Source organism: Nonomuraea thailandensis (genome assembly GCF_024172165.1).
In the GTDB taxonomy this organism is placed as follows: domain Bacteria; phylum Actinomycetota; class Actinomycetes; order Streptosporangiales; family Streptosporangiaceae; genus Nonomuraea; species Nonomuraea thailandensis.
In genome coordinates, this window is the sequence record NZ_JAMZEB010000002.1 from 12,646,612 (window position 1) to 12,671,244 (window position 24,633).

The 24,633-nt window shown below is 72.8% G+C and carries 22 protein-coding genes; 10 read left to right on the forward strand and 12 right to left on the reverse strand.

Annotated features, from left to right (window positions below; translation table 11 throughout):
- Positions 1 to 37 precede the first annotated feature (37 nt).
- On the reverse strand, positions 38 to 1,705 hold the full coding sequence (locus tag HD597_RS62785) for an ABC-F family ATP-binding cassette domain-containing protein (RefSeq protein WP_253759987.1): 1,668 nt from the start codon (positions 1,703 to 1,705) through the stop codon (positions 38 to 40).
- Between the two features lie 70 nt (positions 1,706 to 1,775).
- On the opposite strand from HD597_RS62785, the gene HD597_RS62790 reads away from it, so the two are divergent.
- Positions 1,776 to 2,363 (forward strand): TetR/AcrR family transcriptional regulator, encoded by a 588-nt coding sequence (locus HD597_RS62790; RefSeq protein ID WP_253759008.1) that lies wholly within the window; start codon positions 1,776 to 1,778, stop codon positions 2,361 to 2,363.
- Between the two features lie 83 nt (positions 2,364 to 2,446).
- Here the strand turns inward: HD597_RS62790 and HD597_RS62795 are convergent, their stop codons facing one another.
- The 6 genes from HD597_RS62795 to HD597_RS62820 form a co-directional block, all read right to left on the reverse strand.
- Positions 2,447 to 4,078, reverse strand: a complete 1,632-nt coding sequence (locus HD597_RS62795) for a serine/threonine-protein kinase (protein WP_253759010.1) — start codon at positions 4,076 to 4,078, stop codon at positions 2,447 to 2,449.
- An 82-nt stretch (positions 4,079 to 4,160) separates the two neighbouring features.
- Positions 4,161 to 4,739 carry an HAD family hydrolase gene (locus tag HD597_RS62800; RefSeq protein WP_253759012.1) on the reverse strand — a complete coding sequence of 193 codons (579 nt, stop codon included), beginning with the start codon at positions 4,737 to 4,739 and terminating at the stop codon, positions 4,161 to 4,163.
- The gene (locus HD597_RS62805) at positions 4,729 to 5,802 is read right to left on the reverse strand and encodes an ABC transporter ATP-binding protein (RefSeq protein WP_253759014.1); all 1,074 of its coding nucleotides are present in this window, start codon (positions 5,800 to 5,802) and stop codon (positions 4,729 to 4,731) included. Before HD597_RS62805 ends, HD597_RS62800 begins: the two co-directional genes overlap by 11 nt.
- Complete coding sequence (locus tag HD597_RS62810) at positions 5,799 to 6,647, reverse strand: ABC transporter permease (RefSeq protein WP_253759016.1); 849 nt, start codon at positions 6,645 to 6,647, stop codon at positions 5,799 to 5,801. Before HD597_RS62810 ends, HD597_RS62805 begins: the two co-directional genes overlap by 4 nt.
- Positions 6,635 to 7,510 carry an ABC transporter permease gene (locus tag HD597_RS62815; RefSeq protein WP_253759018.1) on the reverse strand — a complete coding sequence of 292 codons (876 nt, stop codon included), beginning with the start codon at positions 7,508 to 7,510 and terminating at the stop codon, positions 6,635 to 6,637. Before HD597_RS62815 ends, HD597_RS62810 begins: the two co-directional genes overlap by 13 nt.
- A complete protein-coding gene (locus tag HD597_RS62820) occupies positions 7,507 to 8,547 on the reverse strand; it encodes an ABC transporter substrate-binding protein (RefSeq protein ID WP_253759021.1) in 1,041 nt (346 codons plus the stop codon). Before HD597_RS62820 ends, HD597_RS62815 begins: the two co-directional genes overlap by 4 nt.
- Before the next feature lie 226 nt (positions 8,548 to 8,773).
- Here HD597_RS62820 and HD597_RS62825 point away from each other — a divergent pair, with 226 nt between their 5' ends.
- Genes HD597_RS62825 through HD597_RS62835 form a run of 3 tightly spaced genes read left to right on the forward strand, consistent with a single transcriptional unit; the run spans position 8,774 to position 13,523 of the window.
- Complete coding sequence (locus tag HD597_RS62825) at positions 8,774 to 9,541, forward strand: GntR family transcriptional regulator (RefSeq protein WP_253759023.1); 768 nt, start codon at positions 8,774 to 8,776, stop codon at positions 9,539 to 9,541.
- Between the two features lie 59 nt (positions 9,542 to 9,600).
- Positions 9,601 to 9,867: a DUF6504 family protein gene (locus HD597_RS62830; RefSeq protein ID WP_253759025.1), complete on the forward strand. Its 267-nt coding sequence runs from the start codon at positions 9,601 to 9,603 to the stop codon at positions 9,865 to 9,867.
- Complete coding sequence (locus HD597_RS62835) at positions 9,867 to 13,523, forward strand: DNA polymerase III subunit alpha (protein ID WP_253759027.1); 3,657 nt, start codon at positions 9,867 to 9,869, stop codon at positions 13,521 to 13,523. Before HD597_RS62830 ends, HD597_RS62835 begins: the two co-directional genes overlap by 1 nt.
- 7 nt (positions 13,524 to 13,530) lie before the next feature.
- Here the strand turns inward: HD597_RS62835 and HD597_RS62840 are convergent, their stop codons facing one another.
- Positions 13,531 to 14,256 (reverse strand): DUF4328 domain-containing protein, encoded by a 726-nt coding sequence (locus HD597_RS62840; RefSeq protein WP_253759029.1) that lies wholly within the window; start codon positions 14,254 to 14,256, stop codon positions 13,531 to 13,533.
- Between the two features lie 46 nt (positions 14,257 to 14,302).
- The gene (locus tag HD597_RS62845) at positions 14,303 to 14,953 is read right to left on the reverse strand and encodes a response regulator (RefSeq protein WP_253759032.1); all 651 of its coding nucleotides are present in this window, start codon (positions 14,951 to 14,953) and stop codon (positions 14,303 to 14,305) included.
- Positions 14,954 to 15,045: 92 nt separating this feature from the next.
- On the opposite strand from HD597_RS62845, the gene HD597_RS62850 reads away from it, so the two are divergent.
- Together HD597_RS62850 and HD597_RS62855 are read left to right on the forward strand one after the other, a co-directional pair.
- Positions 15,046 to 15,723: an ABC transporter ATP-binding protein gene (locus HD597_RS62850; RefSeq protein ID WP_253759034.1), complete on the forward strand. Its 678-nt coding sequence runs from the start codon at positions 15,046 to 15,048 to the stop codon at positions 15,721 to 15,723.
- Complete coding sequence (locus HD597_RS62855) at positions 15,720 to 17,663, forward strand: FtsX-like permease family protein (RefSeq protein ID WP_253759036.1); 1,944 nt, start codon at positions 15,720 to 15,722, stop codon at positions 17,661 to 17,663. The genes HD597_RS62850 and HD597_RS62855 overlap by 4 nt, the downstream gene beginning before the upstream one ends.
- Here HD597_RS62855 and HD597_RS62860 read toward each other — a convergent pair.
- A complete protein-coding gene (locus HD597_RS62860) occupies positions 17,660 to 18,661 on the reverse strand; it encodes an LLM class F420-dependent oxidoreductase (RefSeq protein ID WP_253759038.1) in 1,002 nt (333 codons plus the stop codon). The two genes, HD597_RS62855 and HD597_RS62860, sit on opposite strands and share 4 nt — an antisense overlap.
- 83 nt (positions 18,662 to 18,744) lie before the next feature.
- Between HD597_RS62860 and HD597_RS62865 the strand changes: the two genes are divergently transcribed.
- Positions 18,745 to 20,175, forward strand: coding sequence for a sulfatase family protein (locus HD597_RS62865; protein WP_253759039.1), 1,431 nt, complete (start codon positions 18,745 to 18,747; stop codon positions 20,173 to 20,175).
- Here HD597_RS62865 and HD597_RS62870 read toward each other — a convergent pair.
- Complete coding sequence (locus tag HD597_RS62870; RefSeq protein ID WP_253759041.1) at positions 20,172 to 20,870, reverse strand: FadR/GntR family transcriptional regulator; 699 nt, start codon at positions 20,868 to 20,870, stop codon at positions 20,172 to 20,174. The genes HD597_RS62865 and HD597_RS62870 overlap by 4 nt on opposite strands.
- An 87-nt stretch (positions 20,871 to 20,957) precedes the next feature.
- On the opposite strand from HD597_RS62870, the gene HD597_RS62875 reads away from it, so the two are divergent.
- The 3 genes from HD597_RS62875 to HD597_RS62885 are packed head-to-tail and all read left to right on the forward strand — an operon-like array spanning position 20,958 to position 23,621.
- Complete coding sequence (locus tag HD597_RS62875) at positions 20,958 to 21,689, forward strand: (Fe-S)-binding protein (protein WP_253759044.1); 732 nt, start codon at positions 20,958 to 20,960, stop codon at positions 21,687 to 21,689.
- On the forward strand, positions 21,686 to 23,077 hold the full coding sequence (locus tag HD597_RS62880; RefSeq protein ID WP_253759046.1) for a lactate utilization protein B: 1,392 nt from the start codon (positions 21,686 to 21,688) through the stop codon (positions 23,075 to 23,077). The genes HD597_RS62875 and HD597_RS62880 overlap by 4 nt, the downstream gene beginning before the upstream one ends.
- Complete coding sequence (locus HD597_RS62885; RefSeq protein WP_253759048.1) at positions 23,064 to 23,621, forward strand: LutC/YkgG family protein; 558 nt, start codon at positions 23,064 to 23,066, stop codon at positions 23,619 to 23,621. The genes HD597_RS62880 and HD597_RS62885 overlap by 14 nt, the downstream gene beginning before the upstream one ends.
- On the opposite strand, the gene HD597_RS62890 is transcribed toward HD597_RS62885, so the two are convergent.
- Complete coding sequence (locus HD597_RS62890) at positions 23,611 to 24,633, reverse strand: baeRF2 domain-containing protein (RefSeq protein WP_253759050.1); 1,023 nt, start codon at positions 24,631 to 24,633, stop codon at positions 23,611 to 23,613. The two genes, HD597_RS62885 and HD597_RS62890, sit on opposite strands and share 11 nt — an antisense overlap.

The window sequence follows — 24,633 nt, forward strand, 5'->3', positions numbered from 1 at the left end:
CTCGATGAGTGCCGGTCGGCGGTGGCCGGGGTGTCGGTCAACGTAGGCGGCCTCCCGCCAGCTCGATCTCCGCCCCGCGGAAGCGCCGGACGAGCGCGCGGTCGTGCGAGACCAGGACGAGTGCGCCCCGGTACGCGTCGAGGGCCCGCTCCAGCTCCTCGGCCAGGACCGGTGACAGGTGGTTGGTCGGCTCGTCGAGCAGCAGCAGGTCGTGCTCGCGCGCCAGCAGCCGGGCCAGCGCCAGCCTGCGCCGCTGCCCGACCGACAGCTCGCTCACCTTCTGGTCGAGGGTGTGCGCCCTGAACAGGCCGGTGTTCAGCAGCATGGCGCGGCGCTCGTCCGCGTAACCCTCCCCGTACGCCTCCAGCACGCTCTGCCCGGGATCGAACGTCACCTCCTGCGGCAGGTGGCCGACCCTGCAATCGGCCCGGTCGGCCAGGGCCTGGAGCAGCGTGGACTTGCCCGCCCCGTTGGCGCCCCGGACCAGGAGCCGCTCGCCCTGCCTGATCGTCAGCGACTCGATCCGCAGCCGGTCGCCGACCCGAAGGTCGCGCAGTTCCACGAGCACGCGAGCCGCCGCGCCTCCGCTCACGCCGCGCGCCGCCATGCCCTCGCTCGTGCCGTCAGCAGCGTGCCCCGCAGCGCCGCCGTGTGGGGTTGCGGGTTCGGCGGCGGCTGCCGCCTCGTCCGGCCCTCCAGGTGCCGAGGCCGTGCCGAAGGTGCCGTGGAAGCGGAGCGGGGCAGGTGGGCGGGGCACCGGGTCGGCCTCCAGGCGGCGCAGCCGCTCGTGTGCGTTACGGACGCGGGCGGCCACCGAGCTCTGCACGCGCCCGGCGTTGCGGTCGTAGGCCATCTTGTTGTTGTCTCGCATCAGCCGGCCGGCGGCCACCCGGTGCGCGGTGGTGGAGGCGTGTTCGCGGACCTGCCGCACCTCCTCGCGCCATGCCGCGTAGGCCTGCTCCCAGCGCGCCCTGGCCGCCGCCTTGGCCGCGAGGAAGCCGGTGTAGCCGCCTCCGAAGCGGGTGGCGGAGCCGTGCTCGACCTCGACGACCGCCGTGGCGACCCGATCGAGGAAGACGCGGTCGTGCGAGACCACGGCGACCGCGCCCCTGTGCTCGCGCAGCCGGCCCTCCAGCCAGGTCAGCGCCGGCTCGTCGAGGTGGTTGGTCGGCTCGTCGAGCAGCAGCACGCGTGGCGCGGCGGCCAGCACGCAGGCCAGGCCGAGCCGCGCCTGCTCGCCGCCCGACAGGCTGGACAGCCGCCGCTCGCGGCCCACGTGGGCCAGCCCGAGGCCGTGGAACGCCCGGTCCACGCGGGCGTCCGCCTCGTAGCCGCCGCGCAGCTCGTACGCCGTGAGCAGCTCGCCGTACTCGTCCATGACCTCCTCGGTCAGCGCGGACTCCAGCTCCCGCATCCTGCGCTCCATGGCCCGCAGACCGGCCAGCGCGGCGTCGACGGCCTGCTGGACGGTGTGGGTGGGCGGCAGGCCGAGCGTCTGGCCGAGATAGCCGACGTCGCCGGACACCCGCACCTCGCCGTCGTCGGGCCGCTCCACCCCGGCCAGCAGGCGCATCAGCGTGGACTTGCCCGAGCCGTTCTCGCCGACGATGCCGACGCGCTCGCCCGGCCCCGCGGACAGGGAGACGCCGGTGAGGACGGCGCGCTCGCCGTAGGACTTGAAGACTCTGCGGAGACTGATCAGGATGGAACTCCAATCGCAACTGAGGTAGCGTTAGTGTGCCATGCGGGCAAAGCTAATGCAACTGGAGTAGTTTTTGGAAACGAGCAAGCGCCCTGGAGGACGGAGCGCGCGGGTCCGTGACGCCGTGCGGCAGGCCACGCTCGCCGAGCTGGCCGAGCGGGGCTACCAGGGCTTGACGGTGGAGAACGTCGCCGAGCGGTCAGGCGTGCACAAGACGACCGTCTACCGGCGCTGGGGCGGGGTCGAGGGGCTGGTCTCCGACGCGCTGGAGCTGGCCGGGGACGAGCCCTGGCCGATTCCCGACACCGGGTCCGTCGAGGGGGATCTGCGGGGGGTGGTGCAGCTCGTACGCAGCGGGTTCGCCGATCCGGAGCTGGGGCCGGTGTCGACGGCGTTCGTGGCGGCGGCCGTACAGGATGCCGCCGCGGCGCGGGCGCTGCACGGGTTCTTCGCGGCCAGGCACGAGCAGTCGGCCGTGGTGGTGCGGCGGGCGGTCGCGCGCGGTGAGCTGCCCGACGTCGTGGACCCGAGCGAGGTGATCAGGGTGGCGGTCGCGCCCGTCTACTACCGGCTGTTCGTCGCCCACGAGCCGGTGACGGAGCGCGACGCCGACCGCGCCGCCGACGCCGCCCTGGCCGCCGCCCGCGCAGGCGTCCTCTGAGCGCCGCCGCCCGCGCAGGCGTCCTCTGAGCGCCGCCGCCCCCCGATGCGAAACGCGGCCGTTCGAGCCCCGGCGAACGGGCGTCAGGGCTCCTTGTTCCCCCGCAGCTCGAAGTCGTCGAACGTGGTCTTCAGCAACGACCGCCCATCCTCCGGCGTACGGGCGAACAATCCCAGGGACCCGTTCCCGATCCCGTTCGGATCCTCCACGTCCTGCACCAGCTCGTCGTTCACCCACATCCGCAGCCGCACGGTGGCCCCCGACTGCTCGCACGCCGCCACCAGCCGCGCCTTGCCCCGCAGATCGCTCACCTGCACCGGCTGGGCCAGCGTCCCGCCCGCCCCGTCCACGATGCGCCGGATCCTGGCGCTGCCCTTCGTGTCCAGCCCGAACTCGTAGTAGTCGTCCTCGTCGAAGTTGTGGCAGTAGATGCCGTACTCACCGGACCCGACGGTTTTCGTGACGTTGGCGGTGACCGCGATGACCACGGACGAGGGCAACATCGGCGTGGGCGTGGCCGACGGGTCGGGCGTGCCCGTGGGCGTGCTGGTCAGGAAGGGGACGGGCGCCTTGGCCCAGCGTTCGTCGAGGCCGTCGTCCCACTCCGCGTCCAGCCCGTACGTCCCGTCCGCCCGGTATCCCTGGCTGGTGGTGTCCTCGGGGTCGTACACGCCGTTCCAGCCGCCGGAGGTCTGCGTGAAGTCCTCCCGGTAGAGCACGCCCATGTCGTCGGGCGGCCCGCCGGGCACGAGCACCGCCCACGCGGCCACGCCCCCGGCCACCAGGACCGCGACGGCCGCAGCCAGCGCTCCGTACAGCCGCCCGCGGCGAGGACGCCGCCCCGCGACCGCCGGGGAGGAGGACGTGTAGGGAGTGGTCTGCCAGGCCACCTGCACGGTGTGCGCGGCCTGCTCCGGCGCCGCCGCCCGGCCCACGAGGTGGTCGAGCAGCTGCTGCGCGGTGGGCCGCGTGGCCGGGTCCTTGCGCAGCGCCGCCGCGACCAGCTCGCGCAGGCCGGGCTCGACGGCGTCGAGGTTCGGCTCGCTGTTGAGCACCTGGTAGACGATGGAGGGCAGGGTGTCGCCGCCGAACGGCGCCCGCCCGCTGGCCGCGAACGCCACCAGGCAGCCCCACGAGAACACGTCGCAGGCGGGGGAGACCGGGTCGCCCCGCAGCACCTCGGGGGCCATGTACCGGGGCGTGCCGACGATCTCGCCGGTGCCGGTGACGCCGCCGAGCGTGTCGAGCGCCCGCGCGATGCCGAAGTCGATCACGCGAGGGCCGACGGGTGACAGCAGCACGTTCGACGGCTTGAGGTCGCGGTGCACGACCCCGGCGGCGTGGATGGCGGTGAGCGCGGTGGCCACGCTCACGGCCAGCGCGTCGAGGCTGGAGCCGCGCAGGGGGCCGGACTGGCGTACGGCCTCTTCGAGGTTGGGGCCCGGCACGTACTCGGTGACCACGTAGAGCTGGTCGCCGGCGAGCGCGGCCTCGATCACGGCGGCCGTGCAGAACCTGCGCACCCGCTGAGCCGAGTCCGCCTCCCTGCGGAAGCGCATGCGGAACTGCTCGTGCTGGCTGAGCTCCGGATTGATCACCTTGACGGCGACTCGTTGCCCAGTGGGGTCCTCGGCGAGATGGACCGTGCCCATCCCGCCGCGCCCGAGCACGCCAAGCAGCCTGTAGCGCCCGATGTGGGAGGTTTCACCGCTCACGGCGCGCTAGCTTACCGATGCGGGGCTTCCCGCCGCAGATCCAGCGCCAAGACACGCGTACGGCCTGGCACAACGGCGGGCCTCACCCCTCCTCCCAGCCGCGTACGGCACGCACCGACGGCAGCCCCTTCTCCGGCGACGCCACCATCACCCGGCACCCCGCCGCCCTGGCCGCCGCGATCCCCGCCGGGCTGTCCTCGATGGCCACGCACCGTGAGGGCTCGGCCCCGAGACGCCGGGCGGCCTCCAGGTACGGGTCCGGCCACGGCTTGCCCCGCTCCGTGTCCTCGTTCGCGATCACCAGGTCGAACGTGTGCCCCAGCCGGGGCAGCACCAGCTCCACGATGCTCCGGGGGGAGGCGCTGACCAGGGCGGTGGGGACGGCGCCGGCGGCCAGGCCGGCCAGGAGCTCGGGCGCTCCCCGCACCACCGTCAGGTCCCGCCGTACGCGGTCGGCGAAGGCGTCGGTGAGAGGGCCGGCCAGCTCGGGCGAGCCGAGGTAGGCGGCCACGTCCTCGATGGTGCGGCCGTGGACGAAGGGCAGGTCCCCGGCCGTGAGCGGGCGCCCCGCGACGGACGCGACGGCCTGCCACCACAGCCCTTCGGTGTCCACCAGGGTGCCGTCCATGTCGAGCAGGACGGCCGCCGGGTCAGACCGCATCGGCGGCCACGACGGGTGCGGGGGCGGTGACGGTGCGGGCCGCCACGAGGACGGGCCGCTCCACCAGGCGCACCGAGACGCGCGCGCCGGGGCCGAGCCTGGCGGCCTCGTGGCCGGGCACGTCCGCGAGCACCTCGCCGCCCTCCACGGCGAGCCTGAGCCGTACGGAGGCGCCGCGGAACGAGGCCGCCAGCACCTCGGCGGGCCCGTCCTCGGCCGGGACGACCTGCACCGCCTCCGGACGGATCAGCACGTCCACGGACGGATCCGCAGGAACGGGGCCGTCCACCGGGAGGAGCTGGCCGAGCACCGTCACCTGGTCGCCGGAGACCCGCCCGGCCAGGTGGTTCATGGTGCCGACGAACTCCGCCACGAACGGCGTGGCCGGCCGGTCGTACACCTCGGCGGGCGCGCCGACCTGTTCGAGGCGCCCGTCGCGCAGCACCGCGACCCGGTCCGCGACCGACAGGGCCTCCTCCTGGTCGTGGGTGACGAAGATGGTGGTGATGCCGAGGTCGAGCTGGAGACGGCGGATCTCCTCGCGCAGCGCGACCCGTACCTTGGCGTCCAGTGCCGACAGAGGCTCGTCCAGCAGCAGCACGCGCGGCTCCAGGGCGAGCGCGCGGGCCAGCGCGACGCGCTGCTGCTGGCCGCCGGAGAGCTGGTGCGGGTAGCGGTCGGCGTGGGTGGGCAGGCCGACGAGTTCGAGGAGCTCGTCCGCCCTGGCCCGCCTGGTGGCCACCGGGACCTTGCGCACGCGCAGGCCGAAGGCGACGTTGTCGCGGGCGTTCAGGTTGGGGAAGAGGGAGTAGGACTGGAAGACCATGCCCGCGTCCCGCTTGTTGGCGGGGACGTTCGTGACGTCCTTGCCGTCCACCAGCACGGCCCCCGAGTCGGGCCGCTCGAACCCGGCCACGCAGCGCAGCGCCGTCGTCTTGCCGCAGCCCGAGGGGCCGAGCAGGGCGACGAGCTCGCCGGGCGCGACGACCAGGTCCAGGCCGTCCAGCGCGACCGTCCTGCCGAACGTCCGCCGCAGCGCGCGGAACTCCACCGATGCGGTCATTTCCCTTTCTCCTTGCTGAAGATGGTGGACACCGCGAGCAGCAGCAGCCAGATGAGCAGCAGGCTCAGGATCGACACCGCGACCGAGAGCTGTCCCCTGGAGCCCGACACCGTCACGATCCACACGGCGAACGGCTCGTAGCCGAGCAGGCTGGCCACGGTGTACTCGCCCAGCACCAGCGCCAGCGTCAGGAACGACGCGCTGGCCAGGGCCGGGCGCAGGTTGGGCACGATGACCCGGGCCAGCACGTACGGCCACGACGCGCCGAGGTTGCGGGCCGCCTCGACCAGCGTCCGCACGTCCATGGTGCGCAGCCCGGCGTCCAGCGACCGGTAGACGAACGGCAGCACCAGCACCACGTACGCCAGCACCAGCACCACGGGGAACGCCGGGTCCTGCACGGCGATCAGCGTGGCCCAGAACGGGGTGGGCGCCAGCAGGTCGGTCCCGCCGCGCAGCGCCGTGCCGATCCCCGCCACGAACGTGATCGGCGGCACCACCAGCGGCAACGTGCACAGCACCTCCATGACGGGCCGCAGCCGGGGCGCGAAGAGCCGGACGGCCAGCATCGCCGGCAGCGCCAGCAGCAGCACGACCACGATCGTGGCCAGGGCCAGCCCGAGCGAGAGCGACAGCGACCGGACGAAGCCGTCGGCCGTGAGCAGCTCGCCGTACGCCGACAGCGACACGCCGGCGGTGGGCGTGTGGACCGTGTACCAGAAGGCGGTGCCCAGGGGGACCAGGAAGTAGATCACGGCCAGCAGGAACACCAGCCCGCGCCACCACGCCCCGGGCCGCCGCGGCGCGGCGCCCGAGACCCGTTCCAGGCCGGTCAGTGCAGCCATCGGGAGGTCCTCCTCTGCAGCGGCAGGTAGATCGCCATGACCAGCCCGGCCACCACGACCATGTCGAGGCTGAGCGCCAGCGCGATGTTCTCGTAGCCGACCAGCACGTCGCCGGTCAGCGCGCTGGCGATCTTCAGCGTGACGAGCGGGACGACGGTGCCCACCATGGCGTTGGCGGTGGCGTAGGCGGAGAAGGCCCCGCCGAACAGCAGCACCACCCCGCCCAGCATGGCCGGGGCCAGCACGGGCAGCGCGACGAAGCGCCAGTAGTGCCAGGAGGTGGCCCCGCTGCTCGCCGCGGCCTCGCGCCACTGCGGGCGCAGCCCGTCCAGCGCCGGCGCCATGGCCAGCACCATGAGCGGGACGGAGAAGTACAGGTAGACCACCACCAGCCCCCAGAACGTGTACAGGGAGCCGGAGGGCAGCCCGACCAGGCCGCTGACCACGCCGGAGTTGCCGAGCGTGGCGATCCAGAAGAAGGCCAGCGGCACCCCGCCGAAGTTGGCCAGCACGCCGGACGCGGTCAGCACGGCCTCGCGCAGCATCGTGCTGCGCGAGGTGACGACGGCGTGGGCGAGGAATGTGCCGAGGACGGCCCCCAGCAGCGCCACCACGGCCGACAGCCGCACGCTGCCCAGCATGGCCGTGAGGTAGCCGCCCTGAAGGCTCTGCGCCAGGTTGGCCAGGCTGGGCCGCCCCTGCGCGGTGAACGCCCCCGCCACCAGCACGACGGCGGGAACGCCGAACACGAGCGCGAAGAACGCCAGCAGCGGCAGCGCCCCCACCCAGCCCCGCCAACCGGGGCCAGGCCGCCGCACCTTCGCGACGGCGCCCGGCCCCGCCTCTGCACCGGTGCGGCTCATCCCGAGATCGCGGTGTCCCAGCCGGCGGCCAGCTTGGCCTTGGCGGCGTCCACCTGCTCGGTCGTCGGGAACGCGGGCTCGCCGTCCACCTTGGGCAGGTTGGCGGCCAGCGCCTGGTCCACGCTGCCGTCGGCGGTCATCGAGGGCAGCAGGACGGGCCGGGCGAAGCCCTTGAGGTAGAGGTTCTGGCCCTCGGCGCTGTAGAGGTACTCCTGCCACAGGCGGGCGGCGGCCGGGTGCGGGGCGTCCTTGTTGATGGCCTGGGCGTACATCTGGAAGTACTTGCCGTCGGACGGCACGTTCACCTTCCAGTCGATGCCCTTGGCGGTGAGCTGGGGCGCGTAGGCGGCGTTGTTGTAGTCCCAGTCGATGCTGATCTTGGTCTCGCCGTTCTCGATGGTGGCGGGCGTGGTCTCGACCGGGTTGTAGTTGCCGGCGTCCCTGAGCTTCTTGAAGAAGTCGATGCCGGGCTGGATGTCGTCGAAGGAGCCGCCGCTGGCGATCGCGGCGGCGTACACGCCGGCGAAGGCCGAGCCGGACTCGGTCGGGTTGCCGTTCATCGCGACCTGCCCCTTGTACTCGGGCTTGAGCAGGTCGGCGAAGCTCGTCGGGCAGGTCTTGATCTTCTTGGCGTCGCAGCCGATGGACACGTAGCCGCCGTAGTCGTTGACCCAGAGGCCCGTCGGCTCCTTCTGGCCCTCGGGGATCTTGTCGAACGTCTGCACCTTGTACGGCGCGAACAGCCCCTCCTTGGCCCCGCTGATCGCGAACGACTGGCCGAGGTCGAGCACGTCGGGGGCGCGGTCCTGGCCCTTGCGCGTCTTGACGGCGTTGATCTCGTCGGCGCTGGCCGCGTCGGGGGTCTCGCTCTCGATCTTGATGCCGTACTTGGCCTGGAACTTCTCGATGATCTCGCCGTAGTTGGCCCAGTCGGGCGGCAGGGCGATGACGTGCAGGGCGCCCTCCTTCTTGGCCGCCTCGACCAGCTTGTCGAACCCGCCGAAGTCCGCGGCGGAGGTGGCGGTGGCGGCGTTCACCCCGCCTTGCGAGGCCTGGGTGGTCTGCTGGGTGCTCGGGGCGGCGCCGCACGCCGCGGTGACTACGGTTAGGGCTGCGACAACGCCGGCCGCTCGGGCGCGAGGTGTGAACACGACGCCTCCACTTTCCAGGGGGTATGTCAAGAACCTAGGAGAACTTGTACAAACAAGCGAGCCCCAGTAAGTCGCATCAATGTTGCACTTTCATGAATGGGAAGGATCGGGGATGGTTGCGCGCTATGAACGGATAGCCGATGAGCTGCGGGACGAGATCCTGTCCGGCGCGCATCCGGTCGGTTCCCAGCTGCCCAGCGAGGCGGAGCTGGCCGAACGGCACGGCGCGGCCCGCGGCACCGTGCGCCAGGCCATCGCCGTGCTGGCCGCCGAGGGGCTGGTCGGCTCCCGGCAGGGCGCCAGGCGGATCGTGCTCGGCAGGACGCGCAGCCAGAGCTTCGCCGAGTTGCACAGCTTCGCGCAGTGGGCGCGCGCGAACGGCTACCGCTACGGCGGTCAGGTGATCGCCCAGCGCCGCCGGGCCGCCCGCGGCCCCGAGCCCGCCAGGCTGGGCTCGGCGCAGGTGCTGGAGGTGCTGCGGGTGCGCACGCTGGAGAGCGAGCCCGTGCTGCTGGAGCGGACGGTGTACGCGGAGTGGGTGGCCGGCGCCGTCGAGAAGCTGCCCGCCGACTGCGAGTCGGTCACCGAGGCGCTGTACGAGTCCATCGGCCTGGTGTTCGCCTACGGCGAGCATCTCATCGACGCGGTGCCCGCCGGCGCCCAGGACGCCCGCCTGCTGGGGGTGCGCCGCGGCAGCCCGCTGCTGCGCCAGCGCAGGACCACCACCACCCATGAGGGCCGCCCCGTGGAGACCTCCGACGACCGTTACCGCGCAGGCAGCGTGGCCTTCAGCATCCGCAACTCGATCGGCGCCAACCCGCTCGTACGGCAGGCGGGCGACTTGCGTTTCGGCGCCGGAGAACATATGTTCGAGTCATAAGCGCCCGTCTTCCCCCGGGTGGCTCAGCATACGGACCAGAGCCGCGGGGAGAAGCGATCTTGAGCAGACTCTATGGCGATCCGATAGAGGTGTGGACCAGGGACGGGGAGCCCACCCAGTTCGTCTGGCGCGACCGGCTCTACCTCGTTCGCCGCGTCCTCGACCAGTGGGTGGTCGCGCGCGAGTGGTGGAAGACCGGCGAGGGCGACCCGGGCGAGCGCCAGTTCTGGCGGGTGGAGGCCAGCCCGGGCCGCGAGGTGGGCTCCTACGAGCTGCGGTACGACACCGCCGGCAACGGCTGGCTGCTGCTGAGGGCGTGGGACTGATGGCGCCCCCGTTCCCGCACCTCGACGTATGCTCCGCCTACTCCATGCGCTACGGCACCGCGTTCCCGCGAGCGCTGGTGAACCGGGCGGTGGAGCACGGGATGGACATCCTCGCGCTGACCGACCGCGACGGCCTCTACGGCGCGATCAAGCACGCCCAGGCGTGCGCCGAGGCCGGCATCGCGCCGGTGCTCGGCGTGAACCTGGCGCTCGACGCCCCCGCCCCGGCCTTCACGCCGGTGCCGGGGGTCCGCGCGCCACGCCCGCGCACCGGCCCCGACGCCGAGGACCGCGTCACCGTGCTGGCCCGCGGCAAGGGCTGGTCGCGCCTGTGCCGCCTGGTCACGGCCGCCCACCGCGCGGGGGAGCGCGGCGCGCCCAGGGTGACCCGCGAGCTGATCGGCGAGTGGGCGGGCGGTCAGGGCGGAGATCACGGGTTCGGCGCGGAGGAAGGGCTCGTGGTGCTGCTCGGCCCCAGGTCCGACGTGGGCCGCGCGGTGGCCGCGCGGCGCGACGAGCACGCCAGGGCGCTGCTCGGCCTGTGGCGGGCCGCGGTGCCCGGCGTGGTGATCGAGCTGGTCGACCAGTACGGCTTCCGCGACGCCACCACGGCCGTGCGCATGCTGGGCCTGGCCGAGTCCGCGGGGGTTCCGGCGGTCCTGACCAACGCCGTACGCTACCTCGACCCCGCCGACCACCAGGTCGGCGACGTGCTCGACGCGGCCCGCCAGCTCGTCCCGCTGCACCCGCGCCACCTGGAGCGCACCACCTCCCACGCCTACCTCAAGAGCACCAAGGAGATGCGGCAGGTGGCGGCCAAGGTGTGCGGCGCGGACGAGGAGCGGGTGGCCAGGCTGCTGTTCACCACCCGGCGGCTGGCCGAGGCGTGCGCGATGGACCCGCTCGACCTGCTCGCGCTCCGCAACGACCCGCCCGATCTGCACCTGCCGGAGATCGGCCGCGACCCCGTGCCGCTGCTGCGCCACCGGGTCGAGGACGGCCTGTTCAGGCGCGGCCTCGACCGCTCCGCCGACGCCAGGGGCCGGCTCGCGGACGAGATGGCCATCATCGAGCGCAAGCGCCTGTCCGGCTACTTCATCGCCGTGGCCGGCATCACGGACATGATCCGCGGCATGGGCATCCGCTGCGCCATCCGCGGCTCCGGCGCCGGCAGCCTGGTCAACTACCTCATCGGCATCGGCGAGGTGAACCCGCTCGACCACGGCCTGCTCATGGAGCGCTTCCTGTCGGAGGGCCGCATCGGGCTGCCCGACATCGACGTGGACGTCGAGTCGGCCCGCCGCCTCGACTGCTACCAGGCCATCTTCGACCGCTACGGCGAGTCCCGCGTGGCCTGCGTGTCGATGATGGAGACCTACCGGGCACGCAGCGCCATCCGCGACGTCGCCGGGGCGATGGGCCTGCCGCCGCACGAGATCGACGCCATCGCCAAGGCGTTCCCGCACATCAGGGCCAGGCAGATCACCGCGTCCCTGGAGGACCTGCCCGAGCTGCGCGAGAGCCGGCTCGGCGAGGCCGGGCTCGACCGGGTGTTCCGGCTGGCGGAGAAGCTCGACGGCCTGCCCAGGCACATCGCGCTGCACCCGTGCGGCGTGCTGATCGGCAACGCCGGGCTGCACGACCGCACGCCGGTGGAGCGCAGCCTGCTGGAGTTCCCGATGTCGCAGTTCGACAAGGACGACGTGGAGGAGGCCGGGCTGCTCAAGCTCGACGTGCTGGGCGTGCGGATGCAGTCGGCCCTGGCGTACGCGCTGAGCGAGGTCAAGCGCGTGGACGACGTCGTGATCGAGCTGGACACCCAGCAGGGCGACGACCCCGACGTCCAGTACGTGCCGCACGACGACCAGGACACCTACGACATGATCTGCGCCTCCCGCACCCTCGGCTGCTTCCAGATCGAGTCGCCGGGGCAGCGCGAGCTGGTGGCCAAGCTGGAGCCGCGCAGGATGCACGACCTGATCGTGGACATCTCGCTGTTCCGGCCGGGGCCGGTCAACTCCGACATGGTCACCCCCTACCTGGAGGCCAGGCACGGGTGGCGGCAGCCGTACTATCCGCACGAGCGGTTGCGGGGGGCGCTGAGCGAGACGCACGGCGTCGTCGTCTTCCACGAGCAGGTGCTGAAGATCATCTCGGTGATGACGGGGCGTGACCTGTCCTACGCCGAGATGTTGCGGCGCACGCTCGACATCCCCGAGGGGCGGGCCAGGGTGCGCCGGGCGTTCGTCCCCCTGTCCAAGGCCAACGGGTTCGACGACGCGTCGGTCGAGCGGGCCTGGCAGGTGCTGGACGCGTTCGGCTCGTTCGGGTTCTGCAAGGCGCACGCGGCGGCGTTCGCGCTGCCCACGTACCAGTCGGCCTGGCTCAAGCGGCACCACGCGGCGGCGTTCTTCGCCGGGGTGCTCACGCACGAGCCCGGCATGTACCCGCCGCGGGTCATCATCGACGAGGCCAGGCAGTGCGGGGTGAAGATCCTGCCGCTGGACATCAACAAGTCGGGCAAGGACTGGCAGGTGGAGCGGCTCGGGCCGCGCGTCCAGCTCCGCGTGCGGCCTGCTGAGCTGGGCTCTCCCGACGACGCGCGGCGGCGGGTCAGGGACTTCAAGGCCGGCGACATCGGCAAGGGGTACGCACTGCGGGTGCCGTTCTCGGCGATCAAGGGCGTGAGCGAGGCCGAGGTCGAGCGGATGGTGGCGGGGCAGCCGTACACGTCGCTGGCCGACTTCTGGGACCGCGCCAGGCCCTCGCGGCCCACGATCGAGCGGATCGTCCAGGTCGGCGGCCTCGACGCGCTGCACGACCTGCACCCGGGCGGGCGCCGGCGCTGGCGTCCGGGCGAGCTGACCAGGCGCGACCTGATCGCCCAGGTCGGCGTGCTCGACCGGGCCTCGGCGATCGGCGTGCAGGCGGGCCCGCGCAAGTCCAAGCGCTACCACTCCCACATGGATCTCTCCAGGAACGCGGCTCCCCCGGCGGTCCAGCTTCCGCTCGGGTTCGGCGAGAGGCTGTCGCCGGGGGAGCTGCCCGAGATGACGGAGACGGAGATGGTCGAGGCCGAGCTGGAGATCCTCGGCATCGACGTCAGCCGGCACGTCATCAGCTTCCACGACGAGCTGCTCGACGCGCTGGGGGTGGTGCGTTCCAGAGACCTGCTCGCCCAGCGCAACGGGGCGGAGATCCTGGTCGCCGGGGTCAAGGTGGCCACCCAGACACCGGCCGTGCGCTCGGGCCAGCGCGTCATCTTCACCACGCTCGACGACTCGACGGGGCCGGTCGACCTGACGTTCTTCGAGTCGGTGCAGGGGCGGTGCGCGTCGATCGTGTTCGGCTCGTGGCTCATGCTGGCCAGGGGGGTGGTCCGGCGCACGGGGACCCGGGCGGTGTCGCTGCGGGCGGTCGACTGCTGGAACCTCGCCGACCTCGACGCGCTGTGGCGGTCGCGGGGCATCGAGGCGGTGCGCGCCGTCATCGAGCGGGCGCCGGAGGAGCTGGCGGGGGTCGGCGGGCGCAAGATCGAGTACGCCAACGGCTTCCGCCTGTCGCCCTACTCCGACCTCGGCCCGGCCATCACCGCCAACCCGCCCAGGCAGCTCTGGCACGCCAGCCCGGGCAGCTCCGGCCCCACGGCGGCCTAGCGCCGGGTCAGCCGGTGCGCCCCACCGCCGTGGAGCCCGGGGCGGGCTGCGGCGGCTGGGGCGAGAACGTGCGCATGGTGCCGGGCTCGGCGGTGCGGGCCGAGCGGGCCGCCCGCTGCAGCCGGGTCAGCTCCCGTACGGTGCAGGCGCACAGCAGAGCGGCCACCGAGGCGCAGGCCAGCTCCGGCACCCCCACCCCCGTCAGGTCGCCCGCGGACGCGTCGAGCGGGAGCCGGATCGTCACCAGGGCGAGCGTGGCCAGCCAGGCCGCCCACCACCCCGCCAGCAGCGCCAGCCACCGCCCGCGGCGTCCGGCAGGCGGGCGGGTGCCGCGCCAGACCTCGTCGACCAGCACGGCCGGCGCGAGCAGGTTGACGCCGGGAAGCAGCCAGGCCGCCGCGACGGGGCCGGTCGCGGCCGAGCGGTCGTTGGCCTGCCTGGCGCGTACGAGCCAGGTCGCGTAGGCGGCAGCGGCGGCGATCGTGGTGCCCGCCACCAGCATCATCAGCACCGCGAACATCGTCACCGCCCCCACCACGGCCTCGGCGTCGGCGCCCTGCGGACGTCCGCCGAAGGCGGCCAGCTCGGCGGCGAGCCGGCGCCCGCGCGACAGCTCGAAGCTCACGAGAGCGCCGAGGGAGAGGATCTGGGCGGTGAGCGTCACGTAGACGGCAGAGGCGGCTCTGGCGGGCGATGCCTGGGTGTAGCGCACGTTGATCTCCCCCCGGGCCATGCGCTGAGGTTCTGATTCACTTGTATCCCGGCAGCCCCGCTGTTAATCAGCTCACCACGCCGGATTCCCACGCCCAAGCTGCGATTTCAACCCGATTGCGGACACCGAGCTTGGCCTGGATGCTGCCCAGGTGCGTCTTCACCGTCGACAGGGAGACGAACAGCTCTCCGGCCACCTCCTGGTTCGTCCGCCCCCTGGCCACCAGGCGCACGACGTCCAGCTCGCGGTCCGTCAGCGGGTCGTTCGACGGCGGCGCGGCCCGGCGGCGGGGCTGGGCCAGGTGCTGCAGCAGCCGCACCGTGATCGACGGCGACACCAGCGCGTCGCCCGCCGCCGCGGCCCTGACCGCCTCGATCAGCAGCGTGGGCCCGCTGTCCTTGAGCAGGAAGCCGGTGGCGCCGGAGCGCAGGGCTCCGTACACGTACTCGTCCAGGTCGAAGGTGGTGACGATGACGACCCGCATCGGGTTCTCCACGCCCGGGCCCGCCAGCACGCGGGTCACCTCGAGCCCGTCTAGCTTGGGCATCCTGATGTCGAGCAGGCACACGTCCGGACGCAGCCGCCTGGCCTCCGAGACGGCCTCGGCCCCGTCGGAGACGGCGGCCACGACCTCCATGTCCGGTTGGGCGTCCAGAATCATCTGGAAGCCGGTGCGCACCAGTTGCTGGTCGTCTGCGATGAGAACCCGAATAGTCACGGCCTCAACTCTAGGGATCAGCCGTTCGGCCGAGGCGGATATGGTCGCACGGCCGATCCGCCGGCACCCCCTCCGGCGGGAGCCTGGACGGCATGAACGACGTGCTTGTTGGACGAGCCCTGGCCAAGCGGTTCGGGCAGACGGTCGCCCTGGGCGGCGTGGACATCGCGGTACGGGCGGGCGAGGCCGTGGCGATCATGGGGCCGAGCGGTTCCGGCAAGTCGACGCTGCTGCACTGCCTGGCCGGCATCATGAAGCCGGACGGTGGCGAGGTGCACCTGCTCGGCCGGCGCATCGACGCGCTGGGCGAGCGCAAGCGCAGCGCGCTGCGCCGCACCCGCTTCGGCTTCGTCTTCCAGTTCGGCCAGCTCCTGCCCGAGCTGCCCGCCGAGGAGAACGTGGCGCTCCCGCTCATGCTGGGCGGCGTGCCGAGGACCCAGGCCGTACGGCAGGCCCGCGAGTGGTTCGGCCCGCTCGGCCTGCACTCCATGGAGTCCAGGCGGCCGGGCGAGCTGTCCGGCGGCCAGGCGCAGCGGGTGGCCATCGCCAGGGCGCTGGTCACCAGGCCGGCCGTGGTCTTCGCCGACGAGCCCACGGGGGCGCTCGACCAGCAGACGGGGCAGGAGACGATGCGGCTGCTGGTGGAGGCCACCAAGCACAACGACGCCAGCCTCATCGTCGTCACCCACGACCCGAACGTGGCCGCCTGGTGCGACCGCACGGTCGAGGTCCGCGACGGCCGGCTGCTGGTGAGCGGAGCCTACGCGTGAACCTCGACCTGACCTGGCGGCTGCTCAGGGGCGGCGGGCGCAAGGGCATGCTGGGCACCTGGCTCACGCTGGGCGCCGTCGCGGTGGCCACGGCGCTGCTGCTGTTCGCCGTGGCCGCGAACTCCGCCTTCCAGGCCAGGGCCGAGCGCGGCGCCTGGCGCAACCCGGTGCCGGCCGCGTCCGGCGCCGCCGTGGCCGTCGAGGCGTCGCGCTTCGACTTCGTCCGCGACCGGACCATCACCGTCGTCGACCTGGCCGCGCTTCCCGGCAAGGCGCCGGAGCCGCCGCCGGGCCTGCCCCGCTTCCCCGCGCCCGGCGAGGTGTGGCTGTCACCCGCCCTGGCGGAGCTGGCCGAGGAGCTGCCCGCCGGCGAGCTGGCCGAGCGTTATCCGGGGCTGAAGGGCGTGCTCGGCGACGAGGCCCTCGTCCATCCGGACGAGCTGGTCGCGGTCGTCGGCCAGGAGGCGGACGCCCCGGCCATGACCGCCCAGCGGTCCGGCGACTGGATCATCGCCAAGCCGCCCGTCAAGGTCGCGAACCTGGCGGGCGAGCCGAGCGAGGACGCGGAGGCGTACCAGGCGCTCTCGCTCGTCGCCAGCGTGCTCATGGTCGTGCCGCTGCTGGTGTTCGGGGGCGCGGCGGCCCGGCTCACGGTGGCCAGGCGTGACCAGCGGCTGGCGGCGCTGCGGCTGATCGGGGCCACGCCCGGGCAGGTCGTCGCGATGACCGTGGCGGAGGCGGTGATCGTCGCGCTGGCGGGCGCGCTGGCGGGGGCCGTCGTCTTCGCCCTGGCCGTGCCGCTGCTGGCCGGGATCGAGATGCAGGGCGGGCCGTGGTTCGCCGCCGACCTGTTCCCCGGGCCGCTCGTGCTGGCGGGGGTGCTGGTCGCGGTGCCGCTGCTGGTGGGGCTGTCGGCGGTGGCCGGCCTGCGCCGGGTCGTGGTGAGCCCGCTCGGCGTGGCCAAGCGGGAGACGCCGCCCGCCATGCGGTTCGTCAGGGTGCTCGCCCTGCTGGCGGTGCTGGTCGCGTTCCCGATCGTCACCAGGGGCACCAGCGTGGCGGTCGTGGCGGTGGCGCTGGCCCTGGCGTTCCTGTGCATCAACCTGGCCGGGCCGTGGGTGGTCGGCCTGATCGGCCGGATCACGGCGGCGACCGCACGGGGTCCCGCCCGGCTGCTGGCCGGCCGCCGGCTCGTGGACGACCCGCGCTCCGCCTGGCGCACGGTGAGCGGCGTGGCGCTGACCGGATTCGTGGCGGGCTTCCTCGGCCTGCTCAGCCCGACGGGGTTCGGCGCCGAGGTGACCGGCCCGCCCCAGCTCCGCGTCACCGCCCCGGCGGGACAGGCCGCGCAGGTGGCCACGCAGGCCCGCGAACGGCTGCGCGCGGCGGGGGTGACGGCCACGGTGAAGCCCGTCGAGGACGTCGTGGTCACGGCCCTGGGCAGCTCCGCCGACGCGGCCACCCTGGACCGGGCCCGCACCGCGCTGGCCGGCCTCGTGCCCGGCCGCACGCCGACCACCGAGCGTGACGACCGGCGCTTCGGCATCGACATCCTGGCCGACGTCCGGGTGGGCACGATCGTGGTGCTGTCGGTGTCGTTCCTGGTGGCCATCGCCAGCTCGGGGATCACGGCCACGTCGTCGATCCTGGACCGGCGGCAGACGTACGGGCTGCTGCGCCTGGCGGGCACGCCGCTGGAGGTGCTCGACCGGGCCCGCCGCACCGAGACGCTCGTCCCGCTGACGGTCATGGGCGGCGGGGCGATCCTCGTGGGGGCGTTCTGCGCGGTGCCGTTCATGATCGGCGGCATGAACGTGGTCGGCACGCTCACGCTGGCGGGCTGCGTCGTGGCGGGCTTCGCCGGGGTGATCGCGGCGGGCGCGCTGAGCCGCCCGCTGCTCCGCTCGGTCACCGCCGACCCGGCGCCCCGCCCCGACTAACCGAGCACGAGGTCGCGGACGAGCTTCAGCGAGGGCTCGTCCCGCACCCCCATGACGAGCAGGCTCGTGACCGGGCTGCGGTGCCACAGCTCCAGCCGCTCCTTGATCCGGCCGGGCGGGCCGACGAGCGAGATGCCGTCGGCCAGCTCGTCCGGGATCGCCCGGAAAGCCTCGTCCTTGCGCCCCGCCAGGTACAGCGCCTGGATGTGCTCGGCCGCCTCGGCGTAGCCCATCCGGCCGATGATGTCGGCGTGGAAGTTGCGCTGCCTGGCGCCCATGCCGCCGATGTAGAGCGTCAGCATCGTCTTGACCACGTCGAGCGCGCCCCGCAGGTCGTCGGAGATCAGCACCATCACCATGGCGGCCACGTCGAAGCCCGGCTCGGCGCCCGACAGCGCCTCGCCGTACATCTCCTCGATCTTCTCGGGGAAGGCGAACAGCGGCAGCCACCCCTGCGCCACCTCGGCGGCCAGCGCCACGTTCTTCGGCCCCTCCGCCCCGAGGTAGAGGGGGATGTCGGGGCGGAGCGGATGGGTGATGGACTTGAGCGGTTTGCCCAGGCCGCCGGGCAGCGGCAGCGGGTAGTGCTCGCCGTCGCCGGTCACCGGCTCCTCGCGGCGCCACACCTTGCGCATGATCTCGACGTACTCGCGGGTCCTGGCCAGCGGCCTGGCGAACGGCTGGCCGTACCAGCCCTCCACCACCTGCGGCCCCGAGGCGCCCACGCCCAGCAGCAGCCTGCCGCCCGTGAGATGGTCGAGGGTCATGGCGGTCATCGCGGTCGTGACGGGGGGTCTGGCGGAGATCTGGGCGATCGAGGTGCCCAGCTTGATGCGGGACGTCCGCGCGCCGTACCAGGCCAGCGGCGTGAAGACGTCGCTCCCGTACGCCTCCGCCGTCCACACCGAGTCGTAGCCGAGCCGCTCGGCCGCCAGGACCGATTCGGTCGCGTCGTCGGCGTCGCGCTGCCAGTAACCGAGGTTCAAGCCGAGCTTCATGAGACCACCTCCGGAATTAAGTTCTATTACGGCCGGGGATGTCCCAAGTGTCAATGGAGGATCTCCCGGGGTAGTCACCATCTGTGCTCAAGGCTCTCTGTCGACTCGCCTGCCTGCTGCTGCTGCTCCTGCCGGCAGCCGAGCCGACGATCGCGGCGGGCGACTCGCGGCCCAACGTCGTCCTCATCCTGGCCGACGACCTCGAGGCCGGCACCCTGCCGCTCTTCCCGAACATCACGCGGCATCTCGTCCACCAGGGCGCCTCGTTCGACCGCTTCTTCGTGACGAACTCCTGGTGCTGCCCCTCCAGGGCGTCGATCCTGCGCTCCCAGCACGTCCACAGCCACGGCGTGCTGACCAACACCGCCCCGGAAGGGGGCTTCGACCGCTTCCACACCCTGGGTCTGGAACGCTCCACGATCGGCACCTGGATGCAGCAGGCCGGCTACCGCACCGGCCTGATGGGCAAGTTCCTCAACCACTATCCCGGCGCGACGGCCGGGGGCGCGTACGTGCCGCCGGGCTGGAACGAGTGGGACGTGCCGGTGCGCAAGCTCTACGAGGAGTACGGCTACCGGCTCAACGAGAACGGCGTGCCGCGCGACTACGGCTGGGAGGAGCAGGACTACCTGTCCGACGTGCTGGCCCGCAAGGCCCGCGACTTCATCGCCGGCGCGGACCAGCCGTTCTTCCTCCACCTGTCCCCGATCGGCCCGCACAACCCGGCCAACCCCGCCCACCGGCACGCGCACGCCTTCCCGCTGGCCATGGCGCCGCGCACGCCTTCGTTCAACCAGGAGGACGTGAGCGCCGAGCCGCTCTGGCTGCGCGACAGGCCCCCGCTCACGCTGGAGGCCCAGGCCGACGTGGACGAGAACTACCGCAGGCGGCTGCGGGCCATGCTCGGCGTGGACGACCTCGTCGGCTCGGTGGTCGACGCCCTGCGCGAGGCCGGGAAGCTGGACGACACCTACATCTTCTTCACCTCGGACAACGGCTTCCACCTCGGCACGCATCGCCTCAAGCAGGGCAAGACCACCCCGTTCGAGGAGGCGATCAGGATCCCGCTCGTCGTGCGCGGCCCCGGCATCGCGGCCGGCTCGACGATCACCCACATGGGCGCGACGATCGACCTCGCCCCGACCTTCGCCGAGCTGGGCGGGGCCACGGTGCCGTCGTTCGCGGAGGGCCGCTCGCTGGTGCCGCTGCTGCGCGGCACGCCGCCCGCCGAATGGCGCAAGCACGTGCTGGTGGAGTTCACCCGGCCCGCCGACCGTTCGTCGGCGGCCCAGACGCCCGTGCCCGCCTACCGGGCGTTGCGCACCGAGCAGTACACCTACGTCCGGTACGAGACGGGGGAGCGGCAGCTCTACGACCTGAACACCGACCCCTACCAGCTCACCAACCTGGCGGAGACCGCCGACCCGGCGCTGGTGGCGCGGCTGGACCAGCGGCTGGCGGCGATGGCCGGGTGCGCGGGAGCGGCCTGCCGCCAGGCCGACAGGCAGGGCTAGCGGAACAGTGACGGGTAGGCGTGCGCGAGATGCTCCGACACGGCCCGGGTCGCCTCGCCCGCCTCGCCGCGTCCGATGGCCTCCAGGATCCGTACGTGGTCCGCGCGCAGGACGGACGTGTCCCCGAGGCGTTGCACCGCTTCGACCGAGTACCTGCGCATCGAGTCGCGCAGCGAGCGCATGATGGCGGCGATGAGCCGGTTGCCCGAGGCGTCCGCGATCGCGCAGTGGAAGGCCGTGTCGTGCTCGACGAACTCCTCGGCCGTCCGCGCCCCGTCCATCCCCGCCAGGGCGGCGGCCAGGGCGGAGGTGTCGGCGCCGGCCGTGGCGGCCTGCGCGGCGGCCCACTGCTCGATCATGTGCCGGGTGTCGATGACCTCGCGCATCTCCAGGCTGGCCAGGCCGAGGTGGAGGCGCAGCAGGTCGGTCAGCGCGGAGTCGGGGCGCGAGGTGAGCACCGCGCCCGCGTCGGGGCCCCGGCCGACCTGGGAGGAGACCACGCCGAGGGTCTCCAGCACGCGCATCGCCTCGCGTACCGAGGAGCGGCTGACGCCGAGCTGCTCGGCGAGCTGGCGCTCGGCGGGCAGGCGGTCGCCCACGGTGAGGCCGTCCTCGGTGATGCGCCGCTCGATCTGGGCGAGCACGTCCTCGAACGTCCGCGTCCGCTTGACGGGACGCCAGCCGGTGTCCTCCACCCGGAGCCTCCTCATGCTGGCCGGAAACGTTGTGGTTCGATATGGTCTGACCATACTGTGGTCGGACCATACTTCGGAAGGAGAGGCGTGCGAGTCGCCCTGTTCATCACGTGCGTGAACGACACGCTCTTCCCGGGCACCGGCAAGGCCGTGGTGTCGCTCCTGCGCAGGCTCGGCTGTGACGTGGACTTCCCCGCCGCCCAGACGTGCTGCGGGCAGATGCACGTCAACACCGGCTACCGGGAGGAGGGCGTGCGGCTGGCCCGGCACTTCACGGAGGTGTTCGCCGGGTACGACGCGGTCGTCGCGCCGTCGGGGTCGTGCGCGGCCATGGTGCGCGAGCAGTACCCGAAGCTGGCCAAGCCGGGCAGCAGGGGAGCGGTGGCGATCGCGGAGGTCGCGCCCAGGGTGTACGAGCTGTCGGAGTTCCTGATCGACGTGCTGAAGGTCGAGGACGTCGGCGCATATTTCCCGCACCGGGTGACATATCACCCGACGTGCCACTCGCTGCGCGGCCTCCACCTCGGAGACCGGCCCACCAGGCTGCTGCGGAGCGTACGCGGCCTGGAGCTCGTGCCGCTGCCGGGCGCCGAGGAGTGCTGCGGCTTCGGCGGCACGTTCGCGGTCAAGAACCCGGCCGTCTCCGCCGCGATGGGCGCCGACAAGACCCGCAACATCATGGACACGGGCGCCGAGGTGCTGTGCGCGGCCGACAACTCCTGCCTCATGCACATCGGCGGCACGCTGAGCCGCCAGCAGACCGGCGTCAGGACCATGCACCTGGCGGAGATCCTCGCATCGACGGAGGAGGCCCAATGAGCGCGACGTTCCTCGGCATGCCGGGGAGCTTCCCGGAGAACTCCCGGGAGGCCGTACAGAACTCGCAGCTTCGCTTCAACCTCCGCAAGGCCACCCACACCATCCGCGGCAAGCGGGCGGGCGTCGTCGGCGAGCTGCCCGACTGGCCGGAGCTGCGCGCGGCGGGCAAGGCCATCAAGGACCACACCCTGCGCAACCTCGATCGCTACCTGCTCCAGCTCGAAGCGGCCGTGACGCGGGCGGGCGGCACCGTCCACTGGGCCAGGGACGCCGCCGAGGCCAACCGCATCGTGACGGACCTGGTCAAGGCCACCGGCGAGACCGAGGTGGTCAAGGTCAAGTCGATGGCCACCCAGGAGATCGAGCTCAACCAGGCGCTGGCCGCGCACGGCATCACCGCGTACGAGACGGACCTGGCCGAGCTCATCGTGCAGCTCGGCGACGACTTCCCCAGCCACATCCTGGTCCCCGCGATCCACCGCAACCGGTCGGAGATCCGCGAGATCTTCCTCGACAAGATGCCGCACGTCACCCCCGACCTGAGCGACGATCCGCCCGCCCTCACCGAGGCCGCCCGGCTTCACCTGCGCGAACGGTTCCTCAGGAGCAAGGTCGCGATCTCCGGCGCCAACTTCATGGTGGCCGAGACCGGCACGCTGGTGGTGCTGGAGTCCGAGGGCAACGGCCGCATGTGCCTGACCCTGCCCGAGACCCTCATCAGCGTCGTCGGGATCGAGAAGCTGCTGCCCTCCTGGCGGGATCTGGAGGTGTTCCTCCAGCTCCTGCCGAGAAGCTCCACGGGCGAGCGGATGAACCCCTACACCAGCATGTGGACCGGCGCCGTCGAGGGCCAGGAGTTCCACCTGGTGCTGCTCGACAACGGCCGCACCGACGTGCTCGCCGACGAGGTGGGCCGCCAGGCGCTGCGCTGCATCCGCTGCTCGGCCTGCCTGAACGTGTGCCCCGTGTACGAGCGGGCGGGCGGCCACGCGTACGGCTCGGTCTATCCGGGCCCCATCGGCGCGATCCTCACCCCGCAGCTCAGAGGCATGTCCTCCGAGCTGGACGCCTCGCTGCCGTTCGCCTCCAGCCTCTGCGGCGCCTGCTACGAGGCCTGCCCGGTGGCCATCGACATCCCCGAGGTCCTGGTGGACCTGCGGGCCAAGGCGCCGCACGCGGCGGCGGAGAAGGCCGGCATGAAGGTGGCCGGCTGGATACTCAACGACCACGAGCGGCTGGCCAAGGCGCAGCGCGCGGCCACCCGCGTACGCAAGCTGGTCCCGAAGCGGCTGCCCGGGCCGCTGGCGGCCTGGACGGACACCCGGGACCTGCCCGAGATTCCCGAAGAATCCTTCAGAGACTGGTGGGAGCGGAATGAGCGCGCGTGAGGAGATCCTCGCCAGGGTCCGCAAGGCCGTCGCCGGGGCGGAGGACGTCGAGATCCCCCGCGCCTACCGGACGGAACGGCGGCTCGACGACATCGTCGGGCTGTTCGCCGAGCGGGTGGACGACTACCGGGCGATCGTGCACGTCGTCCCGGCGGCCGAGGTCCCCGGCAAGATCGACGAATGCCTCGGCGAGCGTCGCATGATCGTCCCCGACGGCTTCGACCGGGCGGGCGGCTGGGACGACGTGAACACCGCCGACGGCGTGGTCACGAACTGCGCCGTGGCCATCGCCGAGACCGGCACCATCGTCCTCGACCACGGCCCCGGCCAGGGCACGAGGGCGCAGACGCTGGTCCCCGACTACCACCTGTGCGTGGTGCGGGCCGACCAGATCGTGCCGGGCGTGCCGGAGGCCGTCGCCCGGCTCGACCCGGCCCGACCCCTCACCTGGATCAGCGGCCCCTCGGCCACCAGCGACATCGAGCTGAACCGGGTCGAGGGCGTGCACGGCCCCCGCACCCTCGAAGTGATCATCAGTACCTGAGCACCGCGGCGACGTCCGTCACCGAGTCGGTGAACCACAGCTCGGCGTCCGTCATCGCGGCCGCCCTGGCCAGCGCGGAGTCCGAGCGCTCCTGAACGGGCTCGTCCACGCCCCACCGCTGCAGCTCGCCCCGGTCGGTGGCGAGCTGCGTGCCGCCCTCGCCGATCCACACGGGGCCGGGCCGCTCGCCGGGCAGCAGCACCGCGTGCACCCGGCCCTCGCGCAGCGCCTGCGACACCCGCGCCATCCCGGTGGGGCCCGAGGCCTCCTGGTGGCGTTCGAGCAGCTCGGCGCGCCTGCGGTCGAGCCATTCGTCGAGCGCCTGCTCCACGTCCTGCTCGAACTGGCCGTGGTCGTCGCGGCTGCCGTGCTCCACCATCGTCACCCGGTCGGCCGACTTGGTGCCGAGGTGGTGCAGCAGGTACGAGCGTGACTTCGGCTCGCCCGCGACCAGGACGAGCTCGGCGCCGATCCTGCGTACCTGCTCGTCGATCTCCCGGGCCACGGCCTGGGCGTTCTTCTCCCAGACCTCGTCCACGGCGCGCTCGTACCGCTTCTGCGACCAGCCGCCCTGGGCGGTCTTCTGCAGCGGCCACGAGGCGGCCTCGACGGTCGCCTTGCGCGGCGAGCCGCCGCCGAACACCGTGAGCTCCGCCCCCGCGTGGTCCACGATGACCCTGATGTGCGGCACGTTCTCGCCGCGCCGCATGAGCAGGGGCGTGACGTGCGGCAGCGTCGTCCAGGTGGCCAGCTCGTACGGCGCCTCGCGCAGCGACTCGGCCAGCACCACGTCACCGTGCGTGGCGAACAGCGCCCGCCCGGCGGCGGCGCTCAGCGCCTCGTCCTCCAGGGCGTCCAGCGTCGCCTTGTCGGCCTGGCCGGAGTGCCCGTTGAGCCGGTCGCGCACGCCGCGCCAGTGGCTGCGGCGCTCGGGCCCGGTGAGCGCGCCCAGGTACACCGAGGCGTACGGGCCGCGCCGCTCGTACAGCGGCCTGATGAAGTCGAGCCGCAC